25 protein-coding genes, 3 tRNA genes and 1 pseudogene are annotated in these 26,795 nt (G+C 71.8%); 10 read left to right on the top strand and 19 right to left on the bottom strand.

All coding sequences use genetic code 11. The features are described from left to right. Nucleotides 1-206 precede the first annotated feature (206 nt). The 4 genes from AB0B57_RS20115 to AB0B57_RS20100 form a co-directional block, all read right to left on the bottom strand. A tRNA-Glu gene (locus AB0B57_RS20115) sits at nucleotides 207-279 on the bottom strand. Between the two features lie 265 nt (nucleotides 280-544). Then, nucleotides 545-617, bottom strand: a tRNA-Glu gene (locus AB0B57_RS20110). Nucleotides 618-752: 135 nt separating this feature from the next. Further along, nucleotides 753-824, bottom strand: a tRNA-Gln gene (locus AB0B57_RS20105). Nucleotides 825-932: 108 nt separating this feature from the next. After that, entirely contained in the window at nucleotides 933-1,736 is an 804-nt protein-coding gene (locus AB0B57_RS20100) for a fumarylacetoacetate hydrolase family protein (protein ID WP_357071585.1), read from the bottom strand. Between the two features lie 414 nt (nucleotides 1,737-2,150). On the opposite strand from AB0B57_RS20100, the gene AB0B57_RS20095 reads away from it, so the two are divergent. Continuing rightward, a complete protein-coding gene (locus tag AB0B57_RS20095) occupies nucleotides 2,151-3,581 on the top strand; it encodes a hypothetical protein (RefSeq protein ID WP_357071582.1) in 1,431 nt (476 codons plus the stop codon). A 35-nt stretch (nucleotides 3,582-3,616) separates the two neighbouring features. Beyond that, entirely contained in the window at nucleotides 3,617-4,483 is an 867-nt protein-coding gene (locus AB0B57_RS20090; RefSeq protein ID WP_357071579.1) for a 3-methyladenine DNA glycosylase, read from the top strand. 8 nt (nucleotides 4,484-4,491) lie between these two features. On the opposite strand, the gene AB0B57_RS20085 is transcribed toward AB0B57_RS20090, so the two are convergent. Both AB0B57_RS20085 and AB0B57_RS20080 read right to left on the bottom strand, forming a co-directional pair. Next, nucleotides 4,492-5,088 (bottom strand): TetR family transcriptional regulator, encoded by a 597-nt coding sequence (locus AB0B57_RS20085; protein WP_357071575.1) that lies wholly within the window; start codon nucleotides 5,086-5,088, stop codon nucleotides 4,492-4,494. A 73-nt stretch (nucleotides 5,089-5,161) separates the two neighbouring features. Next, the gene (locus AB0B57_RS20080) at nucleotides 5,162-6,160 is read right to left on the bottom strand and encodes an aldo/keto reductase (RefSeq protein ID WP_357071572.1); all 999 of its coding nucleotides are present in this window, start codon (nucleotides 6,158-6,160) and stop codon (nucleotides 5,162-5,164) included. A 142-nt stretch (nucleotides 6,161-6,302) separates the two neighbouring features. On the opposite strand from AB0B57_RS20080, the gene AB0B57_RS20075 reads away from it, so the two are divergent. Beyond that, complete coding sequence (locus tag AB0B57_RS20075; protein ID WP_357071609.1) at nucleotides 6,303-7,208, top strand: RICIN domain-containing protein; 906 nt, start codon at nucleotides 6,303-6,305, stop codon at nucleotides 7,206-7,208. Between the two features lie 37 nt (nucleotides 7,209-7,245). Here the strand turns inward: AB0B57_RS20075 and arfB are convergent, their stop codons facing one another. The 7 genes from arfB to AB0B57_RS20040 form a co-directional block, all read right to left on the bottom strand. Continuing rightward, the gene (gene arfB, locus AB0B57_RS20070) at nucleotides 7,246-7,671 is read right to left on the bottom strand and encodes an alternative ribosome rescue aminoacyl-tRNA hydrolase ArfB (RefSeq protein ID WP_099851126.1); all 426 of its coding nucleotides are present in this window, start codon (nucleotides 7,669-7,671) and stop codon (nucleotides 7,246-7,248) included. 34 nt (nucleotides 7,672-7,705) lie between these two features. Further along, on the bottom strand, nucleotides 7,706-8,002 hold the full coding sequence (locus AB0B57_RS20065) for a hypothetical protein (RefSeq protein ID WP_357071569.1): 297 nt from the start codon (nucleotides 8,000-8,002) through the stop codon (nucleotides 7,706-7,708). 99 nt (nucleotides 8,003-8,101) lie between these two features. Continuing rightward, nucleotides 8,102-8,956, bottom strand: coding sequence for a trypsin-like peptidase domain-containing protein (locus AB0B57_RS20060; RefSeq protein ID WP_357071566.1), 855 nt, complete (start codon nucleotides 8,954-8,956; stop codon nucleotides 8,102-8,104). A gap of 38 nt (nucleotides 8,957-8,994) precedes the next feature. Next, nucleotides 8,995-9,954, bottom strand: a complete 960-nt coding sequence (locus AB0B57_RS20055) for a VWA domain-containing protein (protein ID WP_357071563.1) — start codon at nucleotides 9,952-9,954, stop codon at nucleotides 8,995-8,997. Next, a complete protein-coding gene (locus AB0B57_RS20050) occupies nucleotides 9,951-10,961 on the bottom strand; it encodes a DUF58 domain-containing protein (protein ID WP_357071560.1) in 1,011 nt (336 codons plus the stop codon). The genes AB0B57_RS20055 and AB0B57_RS20050 overlap by 4 nt, the downstream gene beginning before the upstream one ends. Further along, entirely contained in the window at nucleotides 10,958-12,007 is a 1,050-nt protein-coding gene (locus AB0B57_RS20045; RefSeq protein WP_357071557.1) for a MoxR family ATPase, read from the bottom strand. The genes AB0B57_RS20050 and AB0B57_RS20045 overlap by 4 nt, the downstream gene beginning before the upstream one ends. A 562-nt stretch (nucleotides 12,008-12,569) precedes the next feature. Next, nucleotides 12,570-13,079 carry a hypothetical protein gene (locus tag AB0B57_RS20040; RefSeq protein ID WP_357071554.1) on the bottom strand — a complete coding sequence of 170 codons (510 nt, stop codon included), beginning with the start codon at nucleotides 13,077-13,079 and terminating at the stop codon, nucleotides 12,570-12,572. Between the two features lie 407 nt (nucleotides 13,080-13,486). On the opposite strand from AB0B57_RS20040, the gene AB0B57_RS20035 reads away from it, so the two are divergent. Continuing rightward, nucleotides 13,487-14,428, top strand: a complete 942-nt coding sequence (locus AB0B57_RS20035) for an endonuclease/exonuclease/phosphatase family protein (protein WP_357071606.1) — start codon at nucleotides 13,487-13,489, stop codon at nucleotides 14,426-14,428. A 91-nt stretch (nucleotides 14,429-14,519) separates the two neighbouring features. Here AB0B57_RS20035 and cimA read toward each other — a convergent pair whose 3' ends face one another. Beyond that, entirely contained in the window at nucleotides 14,520-16,103 is a 1,584-nt protein-coding gene (gene cimA, locus AB0B57_RS20030) for a citramalate synthase (protein WP_357071551.1), read from the bottom strand. A 403-nt stretch (nucleotides 16,104-16,506) separates the two neighbouring features. Here cimA and AB0B57_RS20025 point away from each other — a divergent pair. From AB0B57_RS20025 to AB0B57_RS20010, 4 genes and pseudogenes are all read left to right on the top strand, one after another. Further along, a pseudogene (locus AB0B57_RS20025) lies at nucleotides 16,507-16,629 on the top strand (peroxiredoxin); the annotation flags it as partial. A 2-nt stretch (nucleotides 16,630-16,631) separates the two neighbouring features. Continuing rightward, on the top strand, nucleotides 16,632-17,162 hold the full coding sequence (locus AB0B57_RS20020; RefSeq protein WP_357071548.1) for a carboxymuconolactone decarboxylase family protein: 531 nt from the start codon (nucleotides 16,632-16,634) through the stop codon (nucleotides 17,160-17,162). A gap of 233 nt (nucleotides 17,163-17,395) precedes the next feature. Next, nucleotides 17,396-17,854 (top strand): PRC-barrel domain containing protein, encoded by a 459-nt coding sequence (locus tag AB0B57_RS20015; protein ID WP_357071545.1) that lies wholly within the window; start codon nucleotides 17,396-17,398, stop codon nucleotides 17,852-17,854. Between the two features lie 55 nt (nucleotides 17,855-17,909). Next, nucleotides 17,910-18,665, top strand: a complete 756-nt coding sequence (locus tag AB0B57_RS20010; RefSeq protein ID WP_357071542.1) for a tyrosine-protein phosphatase — start codon at nucleotides 17,910-17,912, stop codon at nucleotides 18,663-18,665. Nucleotides 18,666-18,745: 80 nt separating this feature from the next. Here the strand turns inward: AB0B57_RS20010 and AB0B57_RS20005 are convergent, their stop codons facing one another. Next, a complete protein-coding gene (locus AB0B57_RS20005; protein ID WP_357071539.1) occupies nucleotides 18,746-19,843 on the bottom strand; it encodes a branched-chain amino acid aminotransferase in 1,098 nt (365 codons plus the stop codon). Between the two features lie 141 nt (nucleotides 19,844-19,984). Then, nucleotides 19,985-21,016, bottom strand: coding sequence for a 3-isopropylmalate dehydrogenase (locus tag AB0B57_RS20000; protein WP_357071536.1), 1,032 nt, complete (start codon nucleotides 21,014-21,016; stop codon nucleotides 19,985-19,987). Between the two features lie 226 nt (nucleotides 21,017-21,242). Between AB0B57_RS20000 and AB0B57_RS19995 the strand changes: the two genes are divergently transcribed. Both AB0B57_RS19995 and AB0B57_RS19990 read left to right on the top strand, forming a co-directional pair. Then, entirely contained in the window at nucleotides 21,243-22,085 is an 843-nt protein-coding gene (locus AB0B57_RS19995; RefSeq protein WP_357071533.1) for an FAD:protein FMN transferase, read from the top strand. Nucleotides 22,086-22,528: 443 nt separating this feature from the next. Then, a complete protein-coding gene (locus AB0B57_RS19990) occupies nucleotides 22,529-22,885 on the top strand; it encodes a hypothetical protein (protein WP_357071530.1) in 357 nt (118 codons plus the stop codon). Between the two features lie 148 nt (nucleotides 22,886-23,033). Here AB0B57_RS19990 and serA read toward each other — a convergent pair whose 3' ends face one another. The 3 genes from serA to ilvN all read right to left on the bottom strand — a co-directional run bounded on the left by serA (nucleotide 23,034) and on the right by ilvN (nucleotide 26,747). Then, nucleotides 23,034-24,632, bottom strand: coding sequence for a phosphoglycerate dehydrogenase (serA, locus tag AB0B57_RS19985; protein ID WP_357071527.1), 1,599 nt, complete (start codon nucleotides 24,630-24,632; stop codon nucleotides 23,034-23,036). 493 nt (nucleotides 24,633-25,125) lie between these two features. Further along, nucleotides 25,126-26,139 (bottom strand): ketol-acid reductoisomerase, encoded by a 1,014-nt coding sequence (ilvC, locus tag AB0B57_RS19980; protein ID WP_357071524.1) that lies wholly within the window; start codon nucleotides 26,137-26,139, stop codon nucleotides 25,126-25,128. Nucleotides 26,140-26,231: 92 nt separating this feature from the next. Further along, the gene (gene ilvN / locus AB0B57_RS19975; protein ID WP_088946549.1) at nucleotides 26,232-26,747 is read right to left on the bottom strand and encodes an acetolactate synthase small subunit; all 516 of its coding nucleotides are present in this window, start codon (nucleotides 26,745-26,747) and stop codon (nucleotides 26,232-26,234) included. Between the last annotated feature and the right edge of the window lie 48 nt (nucleotides 26,748-26,795).

Below are 26,795 nucleotides of genomic sequence, written 5' to 3'. Positions count from 1 at the left end.
CCCCGCCAGACGCTCGACTGGGCAACCCCAGCCGAACGCCTGGACCACCTCATCGCTACCTAACGATTGCACTCACCCCTTGACCCCAAGCCGAGGCCAGTGGCTATAACTCCATGATCAACGCGAGGGGGGGTAGGGGGCAGGGGGACGGGGGGTAGGGGGGACGGGAAAGGCTCACCTCGCGGAGCGAGATGAGCCTTTGGGTGTAGCCCCGACCGGATTCGAACCGGCGCTACCGCCTTGAGAGGGCGGCGTCCTGGGCCGCTAGACGACGGGGCCAGAACTTTCCTGTTCACCGCCCTCGCGAGCGGTGCGGCTGTAGTCTAGCGGCACCGCCGGTTGGGGCGAGCGCGGGGTGCAGGACCCGCGGCGGCGGGCCACAGGTGCCACAGCAGCGCGACGCAGGGGCCACAGCAGCTCCGACACAGGGGCCACAGCAGCTCCGACACAGGGGCCACAGCAGCTCCGACACAGGGGCCACAGCAGCTCCGACACAGACAACGAAACAGCCCGCCTCACCAGGTGAGACGGGCTGTGCACGATGTAGCCCCGACCGGATTCGAACCGGCGCTACCGCCTTGAGAGGGCGGCGTCCTGGGCCGCTAGACGACGGGGCCAGAACCACTTTTCGCTCCCCCACCCCGGCGGGCGGAGGAGCTGCACTCTGCCGGAGACCACTCTCCGCCCCCGAGGGGGCGGAGTCGAACTCCGTCAGAATCCAGCGTCCGGAATTCTCGCGAACTCCGGTAGCGCTGGGGTACCAGGACTCGAACCTAGACTAACTGAACCAGAATCAGTCGGGCTGCCAATTACCCCATACCCCATTGGCCCCTTGCGGCGCCGGGAGTGAACTTTACCCTCCCGGTGCCGGCAGGCCAAATCGGATCCCCCCGAACCGCCTGTGAGCTGCGGAAACAGGGGCATCCGACCGATCAGGCGACCGGAACCACCGGGTTGCTGAGCTCCCCGATGCCCTCGATCCGCACGGCGACCGTATCCCCCTCGACGAGCGGGCTAACCCCGGCCGGAGTGCCGGTGAGGACGACGTCGCCGGGCAGCAGGGTCATCACGTGCGAGATGTACGACACGAGGCCCGGCACGTCGAAGACCATGTCCTTCGTGCGGCCGAGCTGGCGTACCTCCATCTCCTCCGGGTTGCGACCCACCTCACAGCGGATCTCCAGGTCGGAGACGTCCAGACCGGTGGTGATCCACGGGCCGATCGGGCAGAACGAGTCGAAGCCCTTGGCCCGGGTCCACTGCCCGTCGGAGCGCTGGAGGTCCCGAGCGGTGACGTCGTTGGCGCAGGTGTAGCCGAAGATGGCGCGTTCGGCGGCGGCCCGGTCGGCGCGGCGCGCGCCCGGCGCCCCGATCACGACCGCCAGCTCCGCCTCGTGTTCGACCTGCTTGGAGAAGATCGGCAGGCGGATGGCGTCCCGGGGGCCGATCACCGAGGTGGACGGCTTGAGGAAGAGCAGCGGCTCCTTGGGCACATCGTTGCCGAGCTCGGCGGCGTGGTCGGCGTAGTTGCGACCGACACAGACCACCTTGCTGGGCAGGATCGGCGAGAGCAGCCGAACGTCGGAGAGGGCCCACCGGGCCCCGCTGAAGGAGAGTTTGCCGAACGGGTGGCCCTCGATCTCGGCGATGGTCAGGCCCTCCGGCCCGGCCCCCGCTTCACCTTCGACGGCACCGAACGACATTCCCTTGGCATGGGCGAAACGAGCGATACGCACCCGGCCAATCTAGCCCCGCCGACACCTCCACCGGCCAGGACCGGCCGTGGGGTGTGCTCAACCCGTCAGCGGGCGGCAGCCTACCGGCGCGGGAGGTGACCCGGGCGGGCTTCCCGACTTCGTACCCGCACGGAGGCGACTCGCCCCTAGCGTCGGCTCCGGAGGTTCGTTCGTATGCCTGCATCGACACGACACCACAGAGCCCTCGCAGTGTTCGTCCACTGCCTCGGCATCCTCGCCGCCGTGCCGGCCCTGCCGGCGGTGGCCCCGGAGGCGCCGCCCGCGCACGCACCACCGGCCGCGCCGAGACCACCGGCCGCGCCACCACCATCTGCCTCGCCAATACCATCCGCCTCGCCAATACCAGTGGCCGCGCGAGCACCATCCGCCGCGCAGGCGCCACTCGCCGCGCAAATGCCAGCGGCCACGCAGGTGCCACCGGCCACGCAGGTGCCACCGGCCACGCAGGTGCCACCGGCCACGCAGGTGCCACCGGCCACGCAGGTGCCACCGGCCACGCAGGTGCCACCACCGGGCGTCGCGACCCGACCGAGCGCCGTGCCGACCGGGGTGCCGACCGCCGTGGCGACCGGGGCGACGGCCACGCCGGTGACGACCACGCGGCCACCGGTCGCGGTGCTCGCGCGGTTGGCCGTCGAGCCCACCCCGCCGTCGGCGCCACCGGCGATGGGGCCGCCGTCGCGGGCACCGGCGTCGGCGCCCCCGCAGCAGGTCACGGTGGCGGTCGCGCCGGAGACCAGCCCCGCACCGAGGTACCGGATCCAGGTGCGCAACGTGGGCAACGCACCGGTGGACACCACGGTGCGCCAGGAGTTGCCGGCCGGGTCGTCGCCGACCGCGATCAGCGCCGGCGGCCGGTCCACCCGGGCCGGCGGGTCGACCACCGAGGTGACCTGGCGGTTGAGGCTGCCGGCGCACAGCAGCACCACGCTGGGCACCGCGCTCGCCGCGACCGCGCCCGGCCAGCCGCTGACCGCGCCGGCCTGCGCGTTCACCAGTGACGGCACCCGGCCGTACGACTGCGCCACGGCCACCTGGCAGGCGGCGGCGGCACCGGCGGCCGAGGTCACCGAGGCACCGCCCTGGCGTCGGTACCCGGTGTTGCTCGCCGGCCTGGCGGTCCTGCTGCTGATCAGCGCCGCCCTGGCCTGGGTGTGGCGACGTCGGCGCGCGGGCCGGGTCACGGCTGCCGCACTGGCCAGCGGGGGCGGGCCCGACGGTGGTCGCGGGACGATCTATCCGCGCCCGGCGGCCCCGAGTGCGCCGCGGCGTCGGCGTACCCCGCCGGTCTGGTTGGTGGTGGGTGCGGCCGTGGTGGTCCTCGCTGGCGTCGTCGGCACCGCGGGTTGGACGGCGACCCGGCGGGTCTCGGCGATCGACACGCAGAAGCAGCCCACCAGCGGCGCGTGGATGGGCAGCGGGGTCACCGGGCCGGTGGGTGTGCCACTTCGCGAGTCGGCGTTCGAGTTCACCGTCTACCGGATGTCCTGCGGCTCACCCGGGAAGGCCGACGGCGGCGGTGCCGCGCCGGCCAACGGCCGACGCTGTCAGGCCACCGTGGGGGTGCGTAACGTCACCGGTGACCACCAGCCCTGGCACGGCCAGCTGCAACGGGCGTACCTGCCCGGTGGACGCTGGGTGAGCACCGACGAGTCGGCCACCCGGGCGGCCAACCTGGGTCGGGACATCTTCGCCGACCCGATGGCCGCGGGCAGCCGGATGGTGCTGCCGCTGGTGTTCACGGTCGACGGACGGGACCCGCCCCAGCAGCTGGAGCTGCGCAGCGGGGTGTTCTCCGCCGGCGTGCGGGTGCACATGCCCTGACCGGGTGCGCGGGCGGCGGTCGTACCCTGGGGTGCGTGACCGCCGCCCTCGCCCCCGCCGTGCTCGACGCGGCGGCGTGGCAGGCCCGCCGGCGTGCCCACGAGGAGCGGGTGGACGTCTGGCTGACCCCGCACCTGGCCCGCCGGCGGCGCGGTGAGCGGCATCCGGTGGCCGACTTCCTGTTCACCTACTACTCGCACCGCCCGGCCCAGCTCCGTCGCTGGCATCCGGGCGCCGGGGTCGAGCTGCGCGATGCCGATCCGGCCGAGTTCGGCCGGGACTACCGCGCCACCACCGCCGGGGTCACCCTCGACACCGATGGGGTACGCGCGCGGCGCGGCGAGTCGATCGCCTGGATCCGATCCCTGCTGGCGGCCACCGCCGGGCGGGCGCCGCACTTCGGCTGCTTCGGGATGCACGAGTGGGCGATGGTCTACCGGCAGACCCACGAGGAGGTGCGGCACAACGCCTGGCCGTTGCGGCTGACCCCGGAACGGACCGCCGTGGTGGTGGAGGAGCGGGGCGTGCGGTGCAGCCACTTCGACGCGTTCCGGTTCTTCACGCCGCCGGCCCGTTCGTTGAATCTGCTCACCCCGACCCGGGAGACGCAGCACGCACTCGACCAGCCGGGCTGCCTGCACGCCAACATGGATCTGTACAAGTGGGCGTACAAGTTGTCGCCGCTGGTGCCGTCCGAGCTGGTCGCGGACTGCTTCGAGCTGGCTCGGGAGATCCGTACCCTGGACATGCGGGCCAGCCCGTACGACCTGGCGGCGCTGGGTTATCCCGCGGTGCGGGTGGAGACCGCCGACGGGCGGGCGGAGTACGCCGCCGCGCAGCGCGGGTTCGCCGAGCGGGCCGCCGTGCTGCGCGACCGACTGCTCACCGCCGTCCCGCTCTGATCGATAGCTCAGCCGACCGTGCGGGTACGCAGGCCGTCGACAAGCAGGTCGACCACTGCGGTCAGGTCGTCGTCGAGCCCGGGCTCGGTCCACTCGGTGCGGTGTGCCGGGTGGTGGAAACGGGCGGTGGCCTGCAGCAGCGCCCGGCCGGCCACCGCCGCGTCGGGCACGCTGAACTCTCCGGCCGCCACCCCGTCCGCGACGATCAGGCTGAGCTGACCGGCGAGCACCTCCAGGTGGTTGGCGACGGCACCCTCGGAGAGCGTGGCGAGCTGGTGGAAGTTGTCGAACAGCTCCGGGTCCTCCCGGGCCATCCGGCGTTTGGTGCCGCTCAGCTCGGCCAGCCACCGACGCAGCCGTTGCGCGGCCGGCTCGGGGCCGGTGCCCACCTCGATCAGGGGGGTGGAGACCCGGGCCAGCCAGCGTTCGGCGACCGCCTCGCGCAGGGCGGCCTTGCTGGCGAAGTGCCGGTAGACGCTGCCGTGGCTGACGCCCAGCGCACGTGCGACGTCCAGCACTGTCGCCTTCGCCGGCCCGTACCGGCGCAGCACCTCCTCGGCGGTGTCGAGGATGCGGTCGGCGGTCAGGGCGGTGGCGTCGCTCATCAGGCCAGCCTCCCTGACCGCGCCGGCAACCGTGGCGCGACCCCCGGACCGGCGGTCACGCCACGGCCCGCGGTCATGCGCGCTCGCTGTCCAGGAAGGCCATCTGCGCTTCGTCGTAACGGGTTCCGGCCGCCGCGCCGGCCGGGACGGCGGCTTCGATGGCGGCCAGGTCCGCCTCGGTCAGGGTGACAGTCGTGGCGCCCAGCGCCTCGGTGAGCCGCTCCCGGGTGCGGGCGCCGATCACCGGGACGATTGTCGCGCCGCGCGACAGCACCCAGGCGATGGCGATCTGCGCCACGGTCACGCCGCGCGCCTCGGCGATGGCGCGCAGCGCGTCCACCAGGGCGAGGTTGCGGTCCAGGTTCGCGCCGGCGAACCGGGGCAGGTGGCTGCGGAAGTCCGTACCCGTGGTCTGCTGCCCGGGCTGCCAGTGGCCACTGATCAGGCCACGGGAGAGCACCCCGTACGCGGTGATGCCCACGCCCAGCTCGCGGGCCGTCGGCAGGATCGCGGCCTCCGGGTCGCGGGAGATCAGGGAGTACTCGATCTGGAGGTCGCTGATCGGGTGCACGGCGTGTGCCCGGCGCAGCGTCTCCGCGCTCACCTCGGACAGGCCGATGTGCCGGACGTGGCCGGCCTTGACCAGCTCGGCCAGGGTGCCCACCATCTCCTCCACCGGGACGTCGGGGGAGAGTCGGGCGGGTCGGTAGACGTCCACGTGGTCGGTGCCGAGCCGACGCAGTGTGTACGCCAGGAAGTTCTTGATCGCGACCGGCCGGACGTCGTTGCCGTTCCAACCGCCCTCGGCGTCGCGAAGCGCACCGAACTTGACGCTGATCACCGCGTTGTCCCGGTTGCGGCCGCGCAGCGCGTCGCGCAGCAGCATCTCGTTGTGGCCCATGCCGTAGAAGTCGCCGGTGTCCAGCAGGGTGATGCCGGCGTCCAGGGCGGCGTGGATGGTGGCGATGCTCTCGGCCTCGTCGGCGGTGCCGTAGAAGTCGGACATGCCCATCAGGCCGAGCCCGAGGGCGGAGACGGTGGGTCCGGTGGCGCCGAGGGAGCGGGTGTCCATGGGGGTGTCCTCTCATCGTGGGTACCCGATGACCGTACATCATCCGGCTGACAGATTCCAGTTTTTGTCAGTCGGAGAGGCCCTGAGGCGATCGTCGCGTTGTCCCATCGGCGGCGCGACTCATCGTGTTAGCTTGATTTTCATGATTACCGGTGCAAGTTCACTGATGTTCCTTGCCGGTCTTCTGACGATCGGCATAACGGCGTCCGAAACTGCGTCCGTGAGTGCGGCGAGCGGCGGCGGCACAACGTTCGAGAAACCCGCGGTTCGTGGCGCGGCGGCCGCGTTTGGGCCATTCGGCCCGTCCACCTGCACTGCGGGAAACGTGTGGCGGGAAGCCCGGCCGGACGATCACGTCTGCGTGGACCCGAAGACCCGACAATTCGTGAAACTGGACAACCGGAACCCCAACCAGTTCCGCAACCCGGCCGACCGGACCTACGGGCCCGACACCTGCCAGCAGGGGTTCGTGTGGCGGGAGGCCACGCCCAAGGACCACCTCTGCGTCGCACCCCAGGTGCGTGAAACACACAAGAGGTTCAACGAAAGCGCGTCCAACCGGTGGGTGGCCACCGTTTCGAAGCGCGGCGAGACAACATCGGTGCCATTCGTCCTGTTCGACTACACCGGGCGGCTGCACAGCGCCTACAGCGGCCGGGACAATCTGGCCGTCGACGGGGCGGACATGAAAGTGCAACCGGATATGAATCGACCGACACAGCGGTTCCAATTTCTGCGTCGAGGCGGACGGGTCGCCTACCAGAACGCCTTCCAGCTCAGGGACGCCGCCAGCAGACGATGCCTCAGCGTCCGCGACGCCTCGACCGGGAACGGGGCAGGGCTGGGGTTGGAGAGCTGCCGCTGGCGCCCGAACCAGACCTGGCACCTTCAGCGCCGCGCAGACGACAAGTGGGAGCTGCGGGCCGGCCACAGCGACAAGTGCCTCGACGCGGCCAACTCCGCCCTGACGGCACCGGCGCCCGGTGCCTTCGTGCAGCAGTGGGAGTGCATCGGCGGCCAGAACCAGGCCTGGTCCCTCACCGGCTGACTCCCGCGCCGCTCGGGGACGTCGGAGGCGCGGCCGATCAGTCGTCGTCGGCGCGGCGGTCCCGCTTGCGCTGGGACTGACGCTTCTTCTCGGCCAGCCGGCGCTCCTTGGCGCCACGGGACGGGCGGGTCGCCCGGCGAGCCGGCGGTGGGGGTGCGGCGGCCTCCCGCAGCAGTGCGGTCATCCGCTCGCGGGCCGCCTCCCGATTGGCCAACTGGGCCCGGTGCTCGCTGGCGGCGATCGTCAGCACCCCGTCGACCAGACGGTTGGCCAGCCGGGCCAGCGCCCGGGACCGCAGCCACTCGGGCACGGCCGGCGAGTTGGCCAGGTCGTAACTCAACTCGACCCGGGAGTCGGCGGTGTTCACACCCTGCCCACCCGGCCCCGACGAGCGGGAGAAGCGCTCCCGTAGCTCCCCGGCGGGGACGACCCACCGATCGGTCACCCGCAGTCCGTCGTCCACGCCCCGAGGCTAACCCGCGACGACTCGCCAGGGGTCATCGGCGTGGGGTCTCACTCTGCGTCGGGGACTGGCCGGGCGCCGGCCCCGCGGTCTCCTCGTCGGAGCCGACCGCCGCGTACGCCACCGCGCCGAAGAGCAGCAGCGCGATCACGCCGGCCTTCACGGCGACCCCGCGGATCAGCGACCAGGCGCCTCGACGGGCGCCCGGCACCGATTTCCGGACGGTCTGGTAGTCGTTCCACCCGCGTCGTGCCCGGGCGTACGCCGACCCCACCGCACATCCGATGACCAGGCCCACCAGCAGGAGGACCGCGAGAAGAGGACGCTCCACCTCCGCCAGTATCCATACCGACAGTAATATTTCCATGGCCCGATGCCGTCGCGCCGGATATCTGACACTGGCAGCGCGCCGCCAGGCTGTCTGGGCAGGTCAGCCGCCCTTGCCGATGATCGTGTCGGCGGTCTGCTGCACCTGGTCGATCGGGATGGCGAACCCGATGCCGATCGAACCGTTCCCGTCGATTGTCGCGATGGCGGTGTTCACTCCGACCACCTCCCCCCGGGCGTTGACCAGGGGCCCACCCGAATTGCCGGGGTTGATGGACGCGTCGGTCTGCACCGCGCGGTGCCGGTTGTTGCCCAGCCGCACCTGGCGGTCCAGGGCGCTGACGATGCCCGCGGTGACTGTTCCGGCCAGGCCGAGTGGTGAGCCCACCGCGAGCACCGGCTCGCCGACCCGGGTCGCGCCCGGCTTGGCCAGGGGCAGTGGGGTGAGACCGGCCGCGGCCGGCACCTTCAGCACCGCCAGGTCGCTGCGTGGTTCCCGCCCGACCACGTCGGCGGCGAACCGGCGGCCGTCGGGCAGCTCCACGGTCACCGGCCCGCCACCGCCCTTGGCCAGGATGTGATCGTTGGTGATCAGATGCTGCTGGTCGTCCACCGCGAAGCCCGAGCCGGTCGCCGACCCGGCCGACGTACCGCCGGCCAACACCGACACCACCCCGGGCACGGTCCGCTCGGCCGCGGTGACCAGCTCGGCCGACACCGGGGCGGCGGACGCCGCAGCCGGGCCGCCAGCCCCGTCCCGGGCGGCCACCACGCCACCGGCGACGGCCCCCGAGATGGCGGAGAGCGCCACCACGGCCAGCGCGGCGAGCAGTCGTCGCGGCCTTCGTTCGCCCGGGTCACGCTCGGGCGTGTCCCACCACCCGCGCCCGTCCGGGTCGAGGTGCGGTGAGATGAACCAGGGACCGCGCGGTTCGCCCAGTCCGGTCTGTACTGCCATGCGTACTCCTCACGGTCGACGACTGTGGTGGGCGGCGGTCAGGGCAGGCGGGAGAACCAGCGCATCGAGCCGGCGGCGGCACCCATCGCGAACACCAGTCCGATGCCGATGAACCGGGCCGAGACGTCCTGCCGCTCGGTGCGGTAGCCGACCGAGCTGCCGATGTCGTCGTAGACGGCCTTCAGCTCGTCGGTGGTGCTGGCCTCGTGGAACATCCCGCCGGTCTCCTCGGCGACCGCCTTGAGGGTCTGCCCGTCGACCGGCACCTGGATGGGTCGTCCACCTCGGTCGACGAACCCCGACGGCGTCCCGAAGGAGATCGAGTGCACCGGCACCTCCGCCGTCACCGCCTCGGCCGCCGCCTCCATCGGGTCCATCCCGGAGGTGTTGGCGCCGTCGGAGAGCAGGATGATCCGGGCCGGTGGCGTCTCCTTCGCGGCCGCGCTGTCCAGGCTCTTGACCGCGCCGAGGGAGGTGTTGATGGCCTCGCCGATCGCGGTGCCCTGCACGCCGGTGATGCCCTCGGCGAGCCGGTCGATCCCCTCGTCGAGGGCGTCCCGGTCGGTGCCGGGTGGCACCAGCACGGCCGCGCTGCCGGCGAACGCGACAAGACCCACGTTGAACTCGTCGGGCAGGCCCTCGACGAACCGTCGGGCGGCCTGCTTCGCCGCGGCCAACCGGTCCGGGTCCACGTCGGTGGCGAGCATCGACGTGGACACGTCCACCGCCACCATCACCGTGGCCCGCTCCCGGGGCACCCGGACCTCGGCGCTGGGGCGGGCGAACCCGACGACCAGCAGGGCCAGCATCGCCAGGAAGAGCCCGGCCGGCACGTGCCGACGCCAGGCGGGCCGCTCCGGCGCCACCCGGTCCAGCAGTCGCAGGTTGGTGAAGCGGACCGCGTACCGGCTGCGCCCGCGTTGCATCAGCAGGTACACGCCGACGAGGGCGAGTACGCCGAGCAGCAGCCAGAGTCGCAGCGGCGACTGCCAGGTCACGCGACACCTCCCCGTGCCGGGCCGACCGGCGCGGCGGCCAGCCGACGCTGGGCCCGCACGTGCCGGACGATGTCCGCGCACCAGTCCCCGTCGGTGCGCAGGGGCAGGTGGGTGGCCCCGCTGCGGCGCAACGACCCGTGGATCTGGTCGCGCTGGGCGGCGGCGGCCTGGGCGTACCGCTCGCGCAGCCGCCGGTCCGATGTGCACACCTCGCGGCGACGACCGGTCTCCGGGTCCATCAGCGTGATCAGGCCGACGTCCGGTAACTCCAGCTCACGTGGGTCGGTGACCTCGATCGCCAGCACCTGGTGTCGGGCGGCGAGCCGGCGCAGGGTCCGTTCCCAGGGCGCCGGCTGGCCAGGGTCGTCGGGCAGGCCGTCGAGGAAGTCGGAGACCACCACGACCAGACCACGCCGGTTGGCGATCCGGTGCAACGCGTCGAGCCCGTCGGCCAGGTCCGGCGGCCCCGCCGCCCCCCACCCCGGCCGGTCGCCGGGCGCGGTGGGTCGCGGGGCGGCGAGCAGCGTGCGCAGCAGCGCGAGCAGATGGGTACGCCCGCTGCGGGCCTCGAAGCGGCGTACCCCGTCGGCCCGCAGCACCTGGGCGCCGAGGCGGTTGCCGACGCCCGCGGTCAGGAAACCGACCGCCGCGACCGCGGCCACGGCCAACTCCCGCTTGTCCAGCTCGGCGGTGCCGAACTCCATGCTGGCGCTGCCGTCGACGAGCAGCCAGGTGGTCAGTTCCCGGTCGGCGTCGACCTGCCGGACGTGCGGCACGGCGGTGCGGGCCGTCACCGCCCAGTCCATCCGGCGGACCTCGTCCTCGCCCGGCCGGTACTCGCGGCTGCCCGAGGGTTCACTGCCCGGTCCGGGCAGCAGGCCGCGGTACTGGCCATGCAGCAGGCCGTTCAGTCGGCGCGTGACGGTCAGCTCCAGGCGACGTACCCGCTGATCCGGGGCCAACTCGGCCAGGCCCGGGCCGGCCGGCGCCACGATCGCTCGTCTCATGCCGCCGCCAGATCCGGCGTCTGCTGTGGGTGGCCGGTGGCCAACCGGGGCGGTGGCACCGCCTCGACCAACCGTCGTACCACGCTCTCGGCCGACACCCCGTCGGCCACCGCGTCGAAGGAGAGCACCAGCCGGTGGGCGAGGACGTCGACGGCCAGGTCACGCACGTCCTCGGGCAGCACGTACTCCCGGCCCCGCAGCAGCGCCTGGGCCCGAGCGGCCGCGACCAGTCCGAGGGTGGCCCGGGGGCTGGCACCGTACGCCAACAGCGGGGCGATCTCCGGCAGCCCGAACCGGCCGGGGTCACGGGTGGCGAGGATCAGCCGCACCACGTACTCGGCCAACGCGTGGTGGACGAAGACCCGCTCGGCGTGGGCCTGGAGGGCCCGCAGTCGTTGCGCGTCGAGCACCGGACGCGGGCTCGGCCGGTCGGTGCTCATCCGGTAGAGGATGGCCAGTTCGTCGGCGTCGCTGGGGTAGTCGACCACCACCTTCATCAGGAACCGGTCCCGCTGCGCCTCCGGGAGCTGGTAGACCCCCTCGGACTCGATCGGGTTCTGGGTGGCCAGCACCAGGAACGGTTGCGGGACCGGCCAGCTGCGCCCGCCGATGGAGACCTGCCGTTCCGCCATCGCCTCCAACAGCGCCGACTGCACCTTGGCCGGGGCGCGGTTGATCTCGTCGGCCAGCACCAGGTTGGCCATGATCGGGCCCAGTTCGATGTCGAAGGTCTCCTTCGAGGCCCGGTAGATCCGGGTACCGACGATGTCGGAGGGGACCAGGTCCGGGGTGAACTGGATCCGGGAGAAGGTGCCGCCGACGACGGTGGCGAGGGTCTGCGCGGCCAGGGTCTTGGCCACGCCGGGCACGCCCTCCAGGAGACAGTGCCCATTAGCGATCAGTGCGGTGAGCAGGCGTTGGACGAGCCGATCCTGCCCGACGATCACGCGTTTGACCTCGAAGAGGGTCTGTTCCAGCTCGACGCCCGTCGGCTCGGGATCGACCGAGCTGGGCATGCTGGCCAGGGTGTCCGAGATGTCCGTCACGGTGCTTGCTTCCCTGGCCGAGGGCCCGGCAAACGTCGGATTGTGCGGCCCGGACGGGCCCGGAGTGGCCGGAACAGGGACAAGTCGCACGGAAGCGCGACGATCGACACGAGCCCCCCGAGGACCCCTCAACCGTGCCGCCCCCGGGACCGGGACCAGGACCACGACGAGGCCTAGGACCGGGACCGGGACCGGGACCAGGGGCGGGACCGGGACCAGGGGCGGGACCGGGACCAGGGGCGGAACCGGGACCAGGGGCGGGACCGGGACCAGGGGCGGGACCGGGACCAGGGGCGGGGCCTGGGCCTCGACCAAGAAGGCGCGAAAGGCCTTTGCGAGCCCCGGCCATGGCCGCGCCCAATGATCGACTCGACTTCCTGAAAATCGGTGCATCAGACCGAAGCCGACACCACGCCTTTCAGAAAACCGAGTCGATCACGGGCCGCCGACGGCCCACGGCAGCGCGCGGGCAACGCCCGGCAGCGCGCGAGCAACGCCCGGCAGCGCGCGAGCGGCGAGCGGCCCCCGCGCAGGAAGCGCGGGGGCCGGGTTGCCGATCCGGTCAGGGTGTGTGGGTGAGCAGGGTGAAGCCGCGGTCGGTCGGGACTCCCGCCGAGTTGCGGGTCTCGATGTAGACCCCGTTGGGCGTGCTCAGTCGCGGGGCTACCCCGACCTCACCACCCGGAGGGATGCAGCAGGAGTCGTGTCGGGAGATGGTGGCCAGGAAGGCACCCGCCGACACGTTGTAGCCGAACTGCACCTCGTACTGGCCGGGGCCGTACTTGATCACAGTGCCGGTGCCACGCGCCTTGGTGCCGTTGGCGTTGACGACGGTGAACCAGGTGGCGGCCGCCATCGTGGTGACCCCGCCCGCCTTCAGCGCGGCCTTCGCCGAGCGTGCGGACTCGGCGGTGACCGGCGGCTGGGTGTTGGTTTCACGGACCGTCGGCTTGACGGCCGCCTGCGGCGCCTTCGCCGACGGCTGGGCGATGGCGATCCCCCCACCAGCCAGGGTGAGCGCCAGGACAGCGAACGTGACCGCTGCCGCCTTACGTCGGAAGGATTTTTCCATGACAGGTCCCCCTTGTATGACCGTGCGAATTCGACCGACCCGCGGGGCGGGACGGATGACTGCCCATAAATAGGCGGACGACGACATTGGGGTGCGGAAAACCTAGCCCACTGGCAACCGGTGAGGTTGATTTCTGAACGTTCTACATCCCATCTGAGCTGCGATTACTACTCAGAGTGGCGTCGCTTGAACCAGATGGAACGTAGCACCGCAAAAAGCCAGCCGTCAATAGTTGATCTCACTTTATTGAGCTGTCGACCAGCCGTCAGACAAACTGTGAAATGTGAAGGCGTTACCATTCACGAATTGCATTCGGAGCGCCCACTAGGATCACCGTCATGATCGTCGACGGCCCGACCAGGCCCACCCCCGCGCCGAGGTGGTACCGCAGTGCACGACTCGGCACGGTGCTCTGCTGGCTGACGATCGCGCCGACAGCCCTCTGGGCCGCCGTCCGACTGCTCGGCCTCGACCGGGGTCCACTGGTGCAGGCGCTCGCCTTCACGCCGTACATCGCAGGTGTCAGCGTGCTGGCCCTGGCCCTCGCACTCGCCCTGCGGCGATGGTGGCCGGCGGCGGTCGCGGCCCTGGCGGCGGTGGCGCTGCTCGGCGTCGTCGCACCCCGGGCGTTGGCCGCTCCGCAGCCCGCGGCGGCCGGGCCGACCGTGCGGCTACTCACCGCCAACCTGCTCGCCGGGACGGGCGACGCGCGGACGTTGGTCGAGCTGGTCCGGCGGCACGAGGTGGACGTGCTCACCGTGCAGGAGTTCACGCCGGACGCGCGGACCGCCCTGGATCAGCTCGGCCTCGACCGGCTGCTGCCGCACCGCCAACTCAACCCGGAGGTCGGCACTCCCGGCTCCGGGCTCTACTCGCGGTGGCCGCTCACCGACGTCGGCCTTCGGCGCAACCTCAACGGCTGGGGCTTCACCCAGGCGTACGGGACGGTGACGATCCCCGGCGCACCCCCGGTGCGGGTCGAGTCGGCGCACCCCTCCGCGCCGTACGCGCTCGACCAGGTTGGTCCCTGGCGTGCCGACCTGACCGCGCAGCCACCGGCCACTCCGGACGGCGGCCTGCAGATCCTCGCCGGGGACTTCAACGCGACCCTCGACCACGGCCCGCTGCGAGCCCTGCTGCGCACCGGTTACGTCGACGCCGCCGACGCCGCTGGCGAGGGCCTGGTCGGCACCTGGGGCCCGTACGACGGTGACCTCATCCCACCGGTCACCATCGACCACGTGCTGGTCGACCGGCGCATCGCGGTCCGCTCGGTGCGGGTGCTCGCCCTCCCCGGCAGCGACCACCGCCCCGTCCTCGCGACCCTCACCCTCCCCAGCCCACCGTGATCTTGCACTTTCTGCCCTCAGACAGCGGACCAAGAGCCGCGAACGGGCGACACGAAGTGCAAGATCGCGGGGGTGGGGTGGGGTGAGATGGTTAGACCGTGGTGGGGGCCAGGCCGTAGGTGAGGGCGTCGATCAGGGCGTGCCAGCTGGCCTCGACGACGTTGGGGTGTACGCCTACCGTCGTCCAGTCGCGGCCGGTGCCGTCGGCGGTCTCCAGCAGCACCCGGGTCACCGCGCCGGTGCCGTGACTGCCCTCGAGGATGCGGACCTTGTAGTCGGCCAGCTCGAAGGCGCGCAGCTGTGGGTAGTGCCGGGCGAGCCCCACCCGCAGCGCCTCGTCGAGCGCGTTGACCGGGCCGTTGCCCTCGGCGGTGGCGATCACCCGCTCCCCACGTACCCGGATCTTGACGGTCGCCTCGGAGACCACCGAACCGTCCTCACGGTGCTCGACGAGCACCCGGTACGACTCCAGGGTGAACGGTCGGGCCGGGCCGCCCTCCGGCAGCTCGGAGCGGACCAGCAGCTCGAAGGAGGCGTCCGCGGCCTCGAAGGACCACCCGCCGGCCTCCAACTCCTTGACCCGCTTGGTGACCCGGGTCAGCGCCTCCGGACTGGCGGCCAGGTCCAGACCGAGCTCGCGGCTCTTGAGCTCGACGCTGGCCCGGCCGGCCATCTCGGTGATCAGGATCCGCATGTCGTTGCCCACCACCGACGGGTCCACGTGGTTGTAGAGCAACGGGTCGACCTTGATCGCGCTCGCGTGCAGCCCCGCCTTGTGGGCGAAGGCGGCGGCCCCGGCGTACGCCTGGTGGGTGTCGGGGGCGATGTTGGCGATCTCGGCGATGGCGTGCGAGACCCGCACCATCTGCGCCAGGCAGCCCTCCGGTAGGACCGGCATGCCGAGCTTGAGTTGGAGGTTGGCGGCGACCGCGAAGATGTCGGCGTTGCCGGGGCGTTCGCCGTACCCGTTGGCGGTGCCCTGGACGTGGCGGACGCCCGCCTCGACGGCAGCGATCGTGTTGGCCACCGCGCAGGAGGTGTCGTTCTGGGCGTGCATGCCGAGCAGCGCGGGGTCGATCCCCAGCCGGTCGGTCAGATCGGCGATGACGGCGCTCACCTGGGACGGCAGCATGCCGCCGTTGGTGTCGCAGAGCACCATCCGCTCGGCGCCGGCGGCCAACGCGGTCTGCACCACGGCCGCGCCGTACGCGGGGTCGTGCCGGTAGCCGTCGAAGAAGTGTTCGCCGTCGACGAAGACCCGTCGGCCCTCGCGGACGAGGTGGCCGACGGTGTCGTGGATCATCGCCAGGTTCTCCGCGCCGGTGGTGCGCAGCGCGCGTTCGACGTGTCGGGTGTCGGCCTTGGCGACAAGCGTCACCGCCGGGGTCTGCGCGTCCAACAGGGCGCGCACCTGGGGGTCTTCGGCGACCGCGACACCGGCCTTGCGGGTGGAGCCGAACGCGACGAGCACGGCGTGCCGCAGGTCCAGCTCGGTGCGCGCCCGGCGGAAGAACTCGGTGTCCTTGGGCACCGCACCCGGCCAGCCGCCCTCGATGAAGCCGACGCCGAACTCGTCGAGCAGCCGGGCCACCGCCAGCTTGTCGATCACCGAGTAGGTGAGCCCCTCGCGCTGGGCGCCGTCGCGCAAGGTCGTGTCGTAGACCTGGAACGTCATCAGGATCCTTTCTCTGAGCAACAAAAAGACCTCCCGCGGGTACGGGAGGTCTGCGCGCTCGGCGGAGGGGAGAGCCGGCGCGCTAGGTCGCAATAATCAGGGAGGTGTTGCTCACGGTCACCACTGTGCCACTCGCCCCCGAATGTGGGAAGGACAATCCACATACCGAGATGACTACGGAGGGTGCACTCGGCCTGGGGGCGGCCCGGAGCCCGCCATCGGTGCTCGGCTTCAGCAGCCCCTAGGCTGCCAACCGGCGAAAACAGCCATGCGGAAATATCTGGAAAAGATCCAGTTACAGCCACCGTGCCGCCCAAAAGGAGGACCTGTGCTCACTGTCGGTGACCGCTTCCCCGAGTACGAACTCACCGCCCGCGTGTCTCTGGACGCCAACGAGGCGTTCAACGTCTCCGAGGTGCTGCGGGTGCTCGACGCGCTGCAGACCGACGAGCTGTGCCCGGGCAACTGGAACAGGGGCGGCGACACCCTCGACGCCAACGCCCTCCTCGCCGGCGCCGGGGTCTGACCATGGGCCTGGACGCGATCAAGGCGGCCCTGCCGGAGTACGCCAGGGACATCAAGCTCAACCTGGGCTCCACGGTCGGCACCTCGACGCTGACCCCGACGCAGACCTGGGGCACCGCGCTGGCCTGTGCGGTCGCCGCCCGCAACCCCGTGGTGCTGCGGGAGATCGCGGCCGAGGCGCTCGGGCACCTCGGGCCGGAGGGTGTCGAGGCGGCCAAGGGCGCCGCCGCGATCATGGCGATGAACAACATCTACTACCGGGCCAAGCACCTCATCGGCGACGACCAGTACGCCTCGATGCCGGCCCGGCTGCGGATGCGGATCATCGCGCGGCCCGGCGTGGACAAGGGCGACTTCGAATTCTGGTGCCTCGCCGTGTCGGCGATCACCGGCTGCGGCGTGTGCCTGGAGTTGCACGAGAAGAAGCTGCGGGCCAGCGGCTTCACCCGGGAGCAGGTGCACGAGGCGCTGCGGATCTCCGCCGTGGTGCACGCCGCGGCGGTCACCCTGGACGCCGAGGCCGCCCTCGCCTGAGCAGGTACGCCCCGACGGGCCGACACCGCACCTCGCGGCGTCGGCCCGTCGCCACACCTCGCGGCCCGCGAACCGCCGCCGCGGCCTCGACCCGTCGCCGCACCCACGGCCCTCGGCCCGCCGCCGAGCCCTTGGTCGCTCGCCGTTTCCGGCCCCCGACGGCCGGGTAGCTCCTGCGGGGACGACGTACCCGCCTACGCCGAGACGATCGGCGACAGTCAGGAGTGAACGGCATGGACAGCATCGATCCGCACGCCACCCACGCCGGGCCGGACCCGCTGCGCGGCGGCGACCAGGGTGCCGTGCCCGGCGGCGCGCCGGCCGGCACGTTCGACCCCTGGCGGTACCGGGACCAGGCCGGGGTGGCCGACGCCGACCTGGTCGGCTACAAGGTCGAGGCCAGTGACGGCGGAGTCGGCAAGATCGACAGTGCCAGCCACGAGGTGGGCGGCAGCTACCTGGTGGTGGACACCGGCCCCTGGATCTTCGGCAAGAAGGTGATGCTGCCGGCCGGCACCGTCAACCAGGTCGACCACGACCAGCGCACCGTTTCCGTCGACCGGACCCGGGACCAGATCAAGGCCGCCCCGGAGTACGACGAGAGCAGCCACAGCGACCCGAGCTACCGGGATCAGTTGGGCGGCTACTACGACGAGACGTACGGCGCCCTCCCGCCGGGCACCGCCCGATAACTGTTCGACCCGACGGCCGGTGGGGTGCGGCCCCGCCGGCCGTTACCGTGTGCACGTGGACGCCATCGACGACAGCCGCCAGATCTCGTTGCCCGCCACCTTCAACTTCCGGGAGGTCGGTGGCTACCTCGGCCACGGCGACCGACCCGTACGCCGGGGCCGGCTCTTCCGTTCCGACTCGCTGCACCGCCTCACCGAGCAGGACCAGGACGCGTTCGCCGCGATCGGGATCCGCACCGTCATCGACCTGCGCCGCCCCAGCGAGGTGCAACGGGACGGCCGGGTGCCGGCGTACCAGGGGCTGACCTACCGGAACATCCACCCGGAGCACGAGGACTGGGCGGGCACACCGCACGAGGAGGGTGCCAGCCTGGCCCGTTACCTCGCGGACCGGTACGCCGACCTGGCCCAGACCGGCACCGCCGGGCTGGCCGAGGCGGTCGGGCTGATCGCCGACTCCGCGAACGCCCCGGTGGTGGTGCACTGCGTCGCCGGCAAGGACCGCACCGGCATCGTCTGTGCGCTGACCCTCGCCGTGCTCGGTGTCGACGACGCGGACATCACGGCGGACTACGCGCTCAGCACCGAGGCGTCGGCCCGGTTCAGTGCCTGGCTGAAGACCACCAGCCCGACCAGCGTGAACGTGCCAGCGCCGTTCCTGGCCTCGCCCGCCGAGGCGATGCAGATCTTCCTCGACGAACTACGCGAGGGGTACGGCTCGATCGAGGCGTACCTGCGCCATGCCGGGGTGACCGACGAGCAGCTCGCCGCGCTCCGCGACCACCTGCTCGACGAGCCGACCGAGGCGTAACCCGCCGAGGCCCAGCCGACCGAGGCGCAGCCGACTGCGCCGGCCCGTCCGGTGGGGACGGGCCGGCGCGGTCGCGTCGGTCAGAGGACCCGCTGCACCCAGCCGTACTCGTCGGCGGTCTTGCCCCGCTGGATGTCCATCAACTGCTCACGGAGGGTCATGGTGACCCGGCCGGGCTCGCCGCCGCCGACCAGGAACTCACCGTCCGGGAAGCGGACCTGACCGATCGGGGTGACCACCGCGGCGGTGCCGCAGGCGAACACCTCCTTCAGGCGACCGCTGGCCGCGTCGGCCTGCCAGTCGGCGAAGCTGACCGGCCGCTCCTCGACCCGGTGCCCGGCTGCCCCGGCCAGCGTGAGGACCGCGTCGCGGGTGATGCCCGGCAGGATCGTGCCGGTCAGCGGCGGGGTGACGATCGAGTTGTCGTCGTAGACGAAGAAGACGTTCATGCCGCCCAACTCGTCCACGAACCGGCGCTCCACCGCGTCCAGGAAGACGACCTGGTCGCAGCCGGCCTCGATCGCCTCGGCCTGGGCGGCCAGCGACGCGGCGTAGTTGCCGCCGCACTTGGCCGCGCCGGTGCCACCGGGTGCGGCCCGGGTGTAGTCGGGTGAGACCCAGACGGTGACCGGCTTGACGCCACCGCTGAAGTACGACTCGACCGGCGAGGCGATCACCATGTAGAGGTATTCGTTGGCCGGGCGGACGCCGAGGAAGACCTCGCTGGCGAACATGAACGGCCGCAGGTAGAGGCTGCCGTCCGCGCCGGTGGGGATCCAGTCCCGGTCGATCTCGATGAGCTTGTGCAGCGAGTCGACGAACACCTCGGGCGGCAGCACCGGCATCGCCATCCGCTGCGCCGAGGTGACGAAGCGGGCGGCGTTGGCATCCGGCCGGAACATCGTCACGCCACCGTCGGCCGTCCGGTACGCCTTCAACCCCTCGAAGATCTCCTGCGCGTAGTGCAGCACCGCGCTGGCCGGGTCCATCGGAATCGGGCCGCGCGCCTCCACCCGGGCGTCGTACCAACCCTTACCCTCGGCGTAACGCACGGTGACCATGTGGTCGGTGAAGACGCGGCCGAACCCGGGGTTGGCCAGCAGGGCGGCCCGATCGGCGGCCGATACCGGCGCGGGATTCGGACGGATCTCGAAGTCGAGCATGTCACCACCGCTCATCGCGCTGACCTCCCTGCGGGACAACGGCATGCGGGACCGCACACCGTGTGGGCTGTGCCAGAAACTTACCCCGAACGGTCGTTCAGCGGGTAACGCCACTCGGGCTGGAAAGGGTGCCCGGCCAGGCCGGTGCCGGGCCGGTCAGGCTACGGCGTGGGCGGCGAGCCGGTCGCCGACCTCTTCGGTACGCAGCGTCACACCCGGAGTACGGCTGGCCAGCTCGGCGGCGACCGCGGCGTTGACCCGGGCGGCGGACTCGCTGTGCCCGAGCTGCTCCAGCAGGAGCGCGGCGGAGAGCACGGCGGCGACCGGGTCGGCGATGCCCTGCCCGGCGATGTCCGGCGCGGAGCCGTGCACCGGCTCGAACATCGAGGGGTACGCGCCCTCGGGGTTGATGCAGCCACTGGCCGCCAGCCCGATCCCACCGGTGACGGCGGCGGCGATGTCGGTGAGGATGTCGCCGAACAGGTTGTCGGTGACCACCACGTCGTAGCGCTGCGGCTGGGTGACCAGGAACATGGCGGCGGCGTCGACGTGCTGGTACTCGGTGGCGATGTCCGGGTGCTCGGCGGCGACCGCGTCGAAGGTGCGCGACCAGAGCGACCCGGCGTGGGTGAGCACGTTGGTCTTGTGCACAAGGGTCACCTTGCGCCGCTCGCGGCGGCCGGCGCGGGCGAACGCGTCGCGGATCACCCGCTCCACGCCGTGCCGGGTGTTCAGGCTCTCCTCCGTGGCGACCTCGGCGGGGGTGTCCCGGTGCAGCGTTCCACCGGCCCCGGCGTAGAGGCCCTCGGTGCCCTCGCGCACCACCACGAGGTCGACCTCGCCCGGCTTGACGTTGCCGAGCGGGCCGGCGACCCCGGGCCAGAGGCGGGAGGGGCGCAGGTTGACGTACTGGTCGAAGGCGAACCGGAGCTTGAGCAGCAGCCCCCGCTCGAGCACACCCGGCGGGACCGTCGGGTCGCCGACCGCGCCGAGCAGGATCGCGTCGTGCCCGGCCAGCTCGGTCAGCACCGAGTCGGGCAGGACCTCTCCGGTACGGTGCCAGCGGGCCGCGCCGAGGTCGTACTCGGTGGCCTGCACGTCGGGCAGCACCGCGTCGAGGACCTTGCGGGCCTGCGCGACCACCTCGGGCCCGATGCCGTCCCCGGCCACCACCGCGATCCGCGCCACGACCGCACTCCTCTGCTCAACGGTTCCGTACCGGGCAACGGTACGTCGCCGTCCCGCCTCCCGGTACGCGACGTCCAAAATCTGGGATAACCTAATGCACAGCAGCCTCTCAGCTGGGATTCATGAGGCGATCATGTGCGCTGCCTACCCTGGTGGTCGGCGGGTCGCGGGGCCCGTCCACCACTGGCCGCGACGACGCGGCGCCGAGTGCGAGGGGGCAGATGCGATGCGCATCGACGAGCAGCCGCGGACCCGCTGGCCGGACCCGTCGGCCTTCCGCAGCCGCCGGCCCGACCTCCGCCTCGGCAGCCGCCGGCACCGCATCGACCCGGCCGGCGCCACCGAGGGCCGGATCGCGGTGCAGCACACCGTCCGCACCGCGACCGCCGAATACACCCTGCTCCTCAACGCCCCCGAGTGGCTCGGCCGCCGGGGCGTGGGCGAGGCCCTGCGGGACAGCGTCGCGGAGTTGCGCGCCATCGACCTCACCTACGGCCCCAACCGGCCGGAGAGCCTGGTCTCCCGACTGCGTCGGGGCGAGATCAGCCCTGACTCGTACCCCCCGCTCGCCGACCTGGTGGACCGCTGCGCGGCCATGCGCGCGGCCACCGACGGATGGTTCGACGCCTGGGCGGTGCCCGGCGGCTTCGACCCGGGTGGCCTGCTCGGTGGCTGGGCGGTGGAACGCGTCGCGCAGAGGCTTCGGGCCGCCGGCATCCACGACTACGCCGTCGTCACCGGGGCCGACCTTGTCGTGCGTGGCCACGCACCGCACGGCGGACCCTGGCGGGTCGCCGTGCACCACCCGACCGCACCCGAGCGCGCGCCACTGGTGCTGGAGATGACCGCCGGCGCGGTCGGCACCTCCGGGGTGAGTGGGCGGCAGGGGCACGTGGTGGACCCGCACACCGGCGAGCCGGCCGACCAACTCGTCGCCGCCACCGTCGTGGGCCCCGACCTGACGATCGCCGACGGCTACGCCACCGCGCTCTACGCCGCCGGCCCCACCGGCCTGGCGTGGTTCCGCGGCAACTCCGACTATCGCGCGCTCTTCGCACACCGTCGCTGAGCACACCAGCGCGGAGCCGACCAGCGCTGAACACACCAGCGCTGGGCACACCAGCGCCGCATCGAGCCCGTCTCACCGCGGCGCTCCGGCCCGATTCGCACCTCGGTCGCCCGCTGCCGGCGGACACACCGCCTCGGTGGTCGACGACCGGTCGGGCTTGCGATCGGCCCCCACGCTCTCGGCAACGACCGTGGGGGCCGATCAGCGACGAGTGCGCGTGGCTCGCACAATCGAGGGGTGCGGACCGGTCGGGTCGGACGTCGACCGCGTCACCCGAAGACGGGCCGGCGCCTCGCACTCGGCCAGTAACCGCAGTACGTACGCTAGCGAATCGACGCAACTCGACGCAAGAGTCTCTACACCGGACCGTCGTGACGGGAGACCGCGGGACCGGCGGTGAGGCAGTTTCGACATGGTGAACGGCGGATGGCACGCTATCCGCCGTGAGTTTCGATCTGAGCGTGTGGGCCCTGGAGGACGGGGCGACGCCCGAGGACGTACGGACAGCGGTCGACGGTTGCCGACAGGGGCGACACGTGGACCGTTACCCGGACCCGCGGGTGGTCGGCTTCTACCGGGCGATCACCGCCTCCTATCCGGACCGTCACCCCGGCGCGGACAGCCCGTGGGCGGTGGCTCCACTGCACGCCGCCCACGACCATGTCGAGCTGAACCTGCACCCGACCTGCGCGGACCAGGTGCTACTGGACATCGAGCGGCTGGCCGGCGAGCACGGGCTGATGCTCTTCGACCCGCAGGACGGCTCGGTCTACCCGCCCCCGGCCCGACTGCCCGGCTGATCGATCCGACCGACCAGCCGCCCAGGTGGCCGGCTGATCGGCTGCCCGGCGGGCCGGCTGATCCGACCCGGTGCGGGTTCGACCCCCACCCCGGGGTACGACAAAGGGGCCCAGCGGATCGCCGGGCCCCCATGCCGCGTGCCGTGGACTACTCGTCGCGAAGGTCGGCGGCGCTGGCCGCGGTGGCGCCGATCGAGTCGGCGGCCGAGGTGAGCAGGTCGGCACCGAGCGCCTGGTCGACGGTGAGCGTCATCAGCGTCTCGCCGCCCGCCTCACGCCGAGCCACCTGCATGGCGGCGATGTTGATGCCCGACTCGCCGAGCAGGGTGCCGACCGTGCCGACGACACCGGGCCGGTCCGCGTAGCGCAGGAAGAGCAGGATGCCCTCGGCGCCGATCTCCACGTCGAAGCCGTCCACCTCGGTCAGCTTGAGCACGTCACGAGCACCCGAGTGGGTGACCGTGCCGGAGACACTTACCGTCCGGCCGTCCGGCAGGGCGCCGCGTACGGTGACCAGGGTGGGCTGCTCGGCCGTCTCGGCCAGGGTCGTCAGGGTGACCTCGACGCCACGCTCGGCGGCCAGGTGCGGGGCGTTGACGTAGGTGACCTGCTCCTCGACGACCGAGCTGAACAGGCCCTTCGTCGCGGCGAGCTTGAGCACCGACACGTCGTGCGCGACGATATCGCCACGGACCTCGACCGTGACGCTCGCGGCGATGCCGCCGGCGACCGCGGTGAACGCCCGGCCGAGCTTCTCGGCCAGCGGCAGCAGCGGGCGCACGTCCTCGGCGACCACGCCGCCGGCCTGCACGTTTACCGCGTCCGGCACGAACTCGCCCTGCAACGCGAGCTTGACGCTCTTGGCCACGGCGAGACCGGCCTTGTCCTGCGCCTCGTTGGTGGAGGCGCCCAGGTGCGGGGTGGCCACCACGTTGTCGAAGGCGAACAGCGGCGAGGAGGTGCACGGCTCCTTGCTGTACACGTCGATGCCGGCACCGGCGACCCGACCCTCGGCGATGGCGTTCGCGAGGGCCTGCTCGTCGACGAGGCCACCACGGGCGGCGTTGACGATGCGGACGCCGGGCTTGACGATCGCCAGCTCCTTCTCACCGATCAGGCCCACCGTCTCCGGGGTCTTGGGCAGGTGGATGGAGATGAAGTCGCTCTCCCGCAGCAGCTCCTCCAGCCCGACCAGGCGGACGCCGAGCTGCGCCGCACGGGCCGGCTGGATGTACGGGTCGTACGCGATCAGCCGGGTGCCGAACGCGGCGATGCGCTGTGCGAAGAGCACGCCGATGCGACCGAGCCCGACCACGCCGACGGTCTTGCCCTGCACCTCGACGCCTGTGTACTTCGACCGCTTCCACTCCCCCGCCTTGAGCGCGGCACTGGCGCTCGCGGTGTTGCGGGCGACGGCGAGCAGCAGCGCGACGGCCTGCTCGGCGGCGGAGACGATGTTGGAGGTGGGCGCGTTGACGACCATCACGCCCCGCGCGGTGGCGGCCGGCACCTCGACGTTGTCCAGCCCGACACCCGCCCGGGCGACCACCTTGAGCCGCGGCGCGGCGGCGACGGCCTCCGCGTCGATCTGGGTCGCGCTGCGCACGATGACGGCGTGGGCCTCGGAGAGCGCCGAGAGCAGGGCCGGACGGTCGGTGCCGTCGACGTGACGGACGTCGAAGTCGTGGGCGAGCACCTCGATGGCGGCGGGGGCGAGTTCTTCGGCGATCAGTACGACAGGATTCATCGGTCCTCGTAGAGGTCGTGTTTGCGATCGGCGCGGTGGCGGGGCGCCGCACTGCGCCCTGCGCTGATCCGTGCCGTGGCCGTCAGGTGCCGGCTGCTGCACCTACAGGCGATCGTAGGGGCCGGGCCGGGCGGCGTGTTCTGGTCTGTGGGGTGAGTGCCCTCACACGCCCGGTCGAGCGACGGACATCGACCGTTCACCTCACCGAAACGGTCACGCCCGCAAGACGCCGACCGCTGACGCCGCACGTGGTTGCGCACGGGAGCGTCGACCGCCCGCGGGCCCACAACGCCAAGATGCGCGCAAGATCAGGGAAATAGCTGCCTCCTGAGGCCCCGAGGGGCCACCATCCCTGATGTTGCGCGGATCTTGGCGCGGGCGCGGTGCTCGGGCGCACGGGGCGCCTGGGCGCAGCGGGGAGAGAGCCGCCGGCCCGGGCGCGGCGCTGGGGAGAGCGCCGGCCCGGGTCCGGTAGGAGTTGTCGTCCGGACCGTCAGGCGGTCTCGGTGATCGGGCGGTCGACCCAGCTCATCATGCCGCGCAGCTTCTTACCGGTCTCCTCGATCGGGTGCGCCGCACCCTCGGCCTGCCACTTGGTGAAGTTGGGCCGGCCGGCCTCGTCCTCGGCGACCCACTCGCGGGCGAACTCGCCGGACTGGATCTCACCCAGGATCTTGCGCATCTCGTCCTTGACCCGGGAGTCGATGATGCGGTGGCCGCGGGAGAGGTCGCCGTACTCGGCGGTGTCGGAGATGCTGTAGCGCATCTTCGCAATGCCGCCCTCGTACATGAGGTCGACGATCAGCTTCAGCTCGTGCAGGCACTCGAAGTAGGCGACCTCCGGGGCGTAGCCCGCCTCGGTGAGCACCTCGAACCCGGTCTGCACCAGCGCCGAGGCGCCGCCGCAGAGCACCGCCTGCTCGCCGAAGAGGTCGGTCTCGGTCTCCTCGGTGAAGGTGGTCTTGATCGCGCCGGCGCGGGTGCCGCCGATCCCCTTGGCGTACGCGAGGGCGAGGGCGAACGCGTTGCCGCTGGCGTCCTGCTCGACGGCGACGAGGCAGGGCACGCCCTTGCCGTCGGCGTACTGGCGGCGGACCAGGTGGCCGGGGCCCTTCGGCGCGACCATCGCCACGTCCACGTCGGCCGGCGGCTTGATCAGGTCGTACCGGATGTTGAAGCCGTGGCCGAAGAAGAGGGCCTTGCCCGCGGCGAGGTTCGGGGCGATCGACTCCGTGTAGATGGAACGCTGCGCGGTGTCCGGTGCGAGCACCATGATCACGTCGGCCTCGGCGGAGGCCTGTGCCGGCGTGAGAACCCGGAAGCCCTGCTCCTCGGCCTTGGGACGGCTCTTCGAGCCCTCCGGCAGACCGATCACCACGTCGACGCCCGAGTCACGCAGCGACAGCGCGTGGGCGTGACCCTGGCTGCCGTAGCCGATCACCGCGACCTTCCTGGCCTGGATCAGGCCGAGGTCGGCATCGTCGTCGTAGTACACCTCAACGCTCATGAGAACTTCCCTTTCGTACGACGGCCGGGGCGGCCCGTCGTGGTCTGTGCGGATGGGTTCGGTCACGGCCCAGCGGGGCCGACCGGTGGCGGTCAGGCGGCCCGCAGCGCGGGACCGGCGGTGATCGAACGCGAGCCGCGCCCGATCGCCACCAACCCGGACTGGACCATTTCCTTGATGCCGAAGGCTTCGAGATCGCGCAGCAGCGCGTCGAGCTTGTCCGGGGTGCCGGTGGCCTCGATGGTCAGCGTGTCCGGTGCGACGTCGACGACCCGGGCGCGGAACAGGTTGACGGTCTCCAGCACCTGGGACCGGGCGGACCGGTCGGCGCGGACCTTGACCAGCAGCAACTCCCGGGCGACCGAGACCTGCGGGTCCAGCTCGACGATCTTGAGCACGTTGACCAGCTTGTTGAGCTGCTTGGTGACCTGCTCCAGCGGCGACGACTCGGCGTTGACCACGATGGTGATCCGCGAGACGTCCGGGTTCTCGGTCTCGCCGACGGCGAGACTGTCGATGTTGAACCCGCGCCGGGAGAACAGGCCGGAGACCCGGGCGAGCACGCCGGGCTTGTTCTCCACCAGGACGGAGAGGGTGTGCATGGTCATGCCGGGGCCTCGCTTCGCTCGGTGGTGCCACGACCCTGGGCAAGGATT

It is taken from the genome of Micromonospora sp. NPDC049101, assembly GCF_040648675.1.
GTDB lineage: Bacteria > Actinomycetota > Actinomycetes > Mycobacteriales > Micromonosporaceae > Micromonospora.
This window is presented reverse-complemented; position numbering and strand designations above follow the sequence as displayed.

Excerpts from the sequence above, each read along its gene's own strand:
- AB0B57_RS20095 (WP_357071582.1), top strand. The coding sequence starts at position 2,151 with ATGCCAGCGGCCACGCAGGTGCCACCGGCCACGCAGGTGCCACCGGCC.
- AB0B57_RS20085 (WP_357071575.1), bottom strand. The coding sequence starts at position 5,088 with ATGAGCGACGCCACCGCCCTGACCGCCGACCGCATCCTCGACACCGCC.
- AB0B57_RS20080 (WP_357071572.1), bottom strand. The coding sequence starts at position 6,160 with ATGGACACCCGCTCCCTCGGCGCCACCGGACCCACCGTCTCCGCCCTC.
- AB0B57_RS20075 (WP_357071609.1), top strand. The coding sequence starts at position 6,303 with ATGATTACCGGTGCAAGTTCACTGATGTTCCTTGCCGGTCTTCTGACG.
- AB0B57_RS20060 (WP_357071566.1), bottom strand. The coding sequence starts at position 8,956 with ATGGCAGTACAGACCGGACTGGGCGAACCGCGCGGTCCCTGGTTCATC.
- AB0B57_RS20050 (WP_357071560.1), bottom strand. The coding sequence starts at position 10,961 with ATGAGACGAGCGATCGTGGCGCCGGCCGGCCCGGGCCTGGCCGAGTTG.
- AB0B57_RS20040 (WP_357071554.1), bottom strand. The coding sequence starts at position 13,079 with ATGGAAAAATCCTTCCGACGTAAGGCGGCAGCGGTCACGTTCGCTGTC.
- cimA (WP_357071551.1), bottom strand. The coding sequence starts at position 16,103 with ATGACGTTCCAGGTCTACGACACGACCTTGCGCGACGGCGCCCAGCGC.
- AB0B57_RS20020 (WP_357071548.1), top strand. The coding sequence starts at position 16,632 with ATGGGCCTGGACGCGATCAAGGCGGCCCTGCCGGAGTACGCCAGGGAC.
- AB0B57_RS20015 (WP_357071545.1), top strand. The coding sequence starts at position 17,396 with ATGGACAGCATCGATCCGCACGCCACCCACGCCGGGCCGGACCCGCTG.
- AB0B57_RS20005 (WP_357071539.1), bottom strand. The coding sequence starts at position 19,843 with ATGAGCGGTGGTGACATGCTCGACTTCGAGATCCGTCCGAATCCCGCG.
- AB0B57_RS19995 (WP_357071533.1), top strand. The coding sequence starts at position 21,243 with ATGCGCATCGACGAGCAGCCGCGGACCCGCTGGCCGGACCCGTCGGCC.
- serA (WP_357071527.1), bottom strand. The coding sequence starts at position 24,632 with ATGAATCCTGTCGTACTGATCGCCGAAGAACTCGCCCCCGCCGCCATC.
- ilvC (WP_357071524.1), bottom strand. The coding sequence starts at position 26,139 with ATGAGCGTTGAGGTGTACTACGACGACGATGCCGACCTCGGCCTGATC.
- ilvN (WP_088946549.1), bottom strand. The coding sequence starts at position 26,747 with ATGACCATGCACACCCTCTCCGTCCTGGTGGAGAACAAGCCCGGCGTG.